The 2,226-nt window shown below is 63.6% G+C and carries 1 protein-coding gene and 1 pseudogene; one reads left to right on the forward strand and one right to left on the reverse strand.

Annotation, left to right across the window (positions count from 1 at the left end; genetic code table 11):
* Nucleotides 1-368, reverse strand: a pseudogene (locus AC1DY5_RS52305) (hypothetical protein); the annotation flags it as partial.
* Between the two features lie 1,370 nt (nucleotides 369-1,738).
* On the opposite strand from AC1DY5_RS52305, the gene AC1DY5_RS52310 reads away from it, so the two are divergent.
* Nucleotides 1,739-2,215, forward strand: coding sequence for a PDDEXK nuclease domain-containing protein (locus AC1DY5_RS52310; protein ID WP_478122130.1), 477 nt, complete (start codon nucleotides 1,739-1,741; stop codon nucleotides 2,213-2,215).
* Nucleotides 2,216-2,226: the final 11 nt, after the last annotated feature.

The raw sequence follows: 2,226 nt of genomic DNA on the forward strand, positions 1-2,226 counted from the left end.
CGCCTAGGCTGAATCCGCGCGTGCCCGCCTAGGCTGAATCCGCGCGTGCCAGGACCAATCGAGGCATCCGTCGGCAGCGGGAAACCCGTGATCGCGTACTTCGTCGGATCCTGCGACGTATTGATGTAGCCGCCCGAAAGAATCAACGAAAGCGACGGATTGAACGCGTTGGCGCCGGCGCCGACGGAAGCCACGGCGGTTGCTGGCGACGGCGCAACCACGGCTGGGGTTGCAACCGCGGCGGACGATGTCGCTTCGGCTGCCTTAACTCGTTGCTCGAGTGCCTGGAGGCGCGCCTCGTAGTCCGCGCGCATCGCGTTGATCTCCCGTCGAAGCGCTTCGACATCGGAAGAAGAGGATTCGGCCATCGCTGCGAATGGCACGGCCAAGGCTAGCACTAGGCTAACCCGAAAGATCTGGTGCATGGATCGACGCTCGGGGCAAGGACGTTGCGGTGCATCCGCCCGGAAAAGAGGCGGGTCGGTCAACGGTCAAAGCGAGGCGTGCGGTGGCGCTCGACTCCTGTAGGCGTGGGCCAGCAGTTCCTGCCAGGTGCCCCCCGAGGCACCCTGCGGTGCCTCGTAGCGGCCGGCGGACGAAGGCAAGCACGGCGGCTCGGAGCGGAGTGCACCGCCATGCAAAGCTGCCGCCGTCAAGCAAAGGTTACATACGAAAGAATCGGGAGACCCTTTGTCGCCGCCATGAGCGCCAGCTTGCTCGACCGTGTGCGACAGGGCATGCATGGCCGAGGCGCTCTGCGCCACGGGCAGGAGCAACGCGAGCCACAGCATCCAAGCCCAACGGCGCGGCGGACCGGTGCGATGTCGAGGATTGCGCATGGCGGCACACATCTTAGCGCGAGCCGTGCCGTGAAGGGTGTTTACGGCGCCGGCTATCGTGGCGCACATTAAGGCACCGGGCGCACCGGAGGAAGGCTCATGAGAAGACGGGCCATCGGTGACTTTTTTCCCGCTAGACGGATCAAGCGAAACGCGCATCGATTCCTGCGGTGCAAGTGCCCCCCGCAAAATGCCTGAATGGACAAGCCGACCGACCTTTCAGACGACGAATTCTTCCGACGCTGCCAGGCGCTTCGGTTGCAAGCAACGAACGGCGACCAAGCCGCACGTCGCGAAGCCCTCGCGTTGGAATCGGAGGCCAGGCGCCGATTTCGCGCCGCCACCACCATCGCCGCATCACTGGTAGTAATGCCGATAGGCCKGCGACCATGGTGGCAGTTTTGGTGAGAGGCCAGTTTTTGCGGTGACAGGCTGACACTTCAATCAACGATCGAATAGCGGAGGACGCGGTGGTGGACAAGCCGTGAGCTGCAGCGAACGACGGGCCCGTCTTCTACAAGGCGTCCCCGCGGGATTTGGCCCCTCACTCAAGCAACAACTGCCCTGAAACCACCAACTGGCGCTGCTCGACAAGTTGTCCGAGAGCGCCACGCGGCAGTGGAATGCCGCTAAGGCCATCGAGCACGGCTGGTCACGCAACGTCCTGGTGATGCAAATAGAAAGCGGGCTTCAAACGCGAAGCGGCCAGGCGATTTCCCGGCGCCTGCCCGCGCCGCAATCGGACCTGGCGCGCGAGTCGTTGAAGGATACCTACCGCTTCGACTTCCTGCGGCTGGGTGAGGCGGCACAAGAGCGCGACATCGAAGGCGCTTTGGCGCAGCACATCACTCGCTTTTCTGCTCGAACTGGGCGCCGGCTTCGCCTACGTAGGCCGGCAGGTGCCACTGGAGGTCGGCGACGACGACTTCTTCGTCGACCTGCTCTTCTATCACCTGAAGCTGCGCTGCTACGTGGTGGTGGAACTGAAAGCCGGTGCCTTGAAACCCGAGTACGCCGGGCAACTCAACTTCTACCTGGCGGCGATCGATGTTCAGATGAGAGGCGAGCACGATGGACTGCGACCTGGCCGAGTCATCAGGTCCAGCCGCCCCACGGGACCAAGGATGTCACGCAGGTCGAACATGAGCCCACCATCGGGCCCGTTGCTGTGCAGCGAAACCGCCTCGTGGCCGGGTACGCACTGCGCAGCATCGACAGTCCGATGGGCGCGTGGCGGTGTACCATTTCCTCGAGGCCCTGCCCGAGGCGCTGGCCGACAGCCAGCCAAGCGTCGAAGACATCGAGCGCGAACTGGGCAGACCGAGAGTCCACAAAGAACGCGAAATGCCTTTATCGCAAACGAACTTACCGTGTAGCCGGGCACAGT

It is taken from the genome of Variovorax sp. P4_D9, from assembly GCF_056401695.1.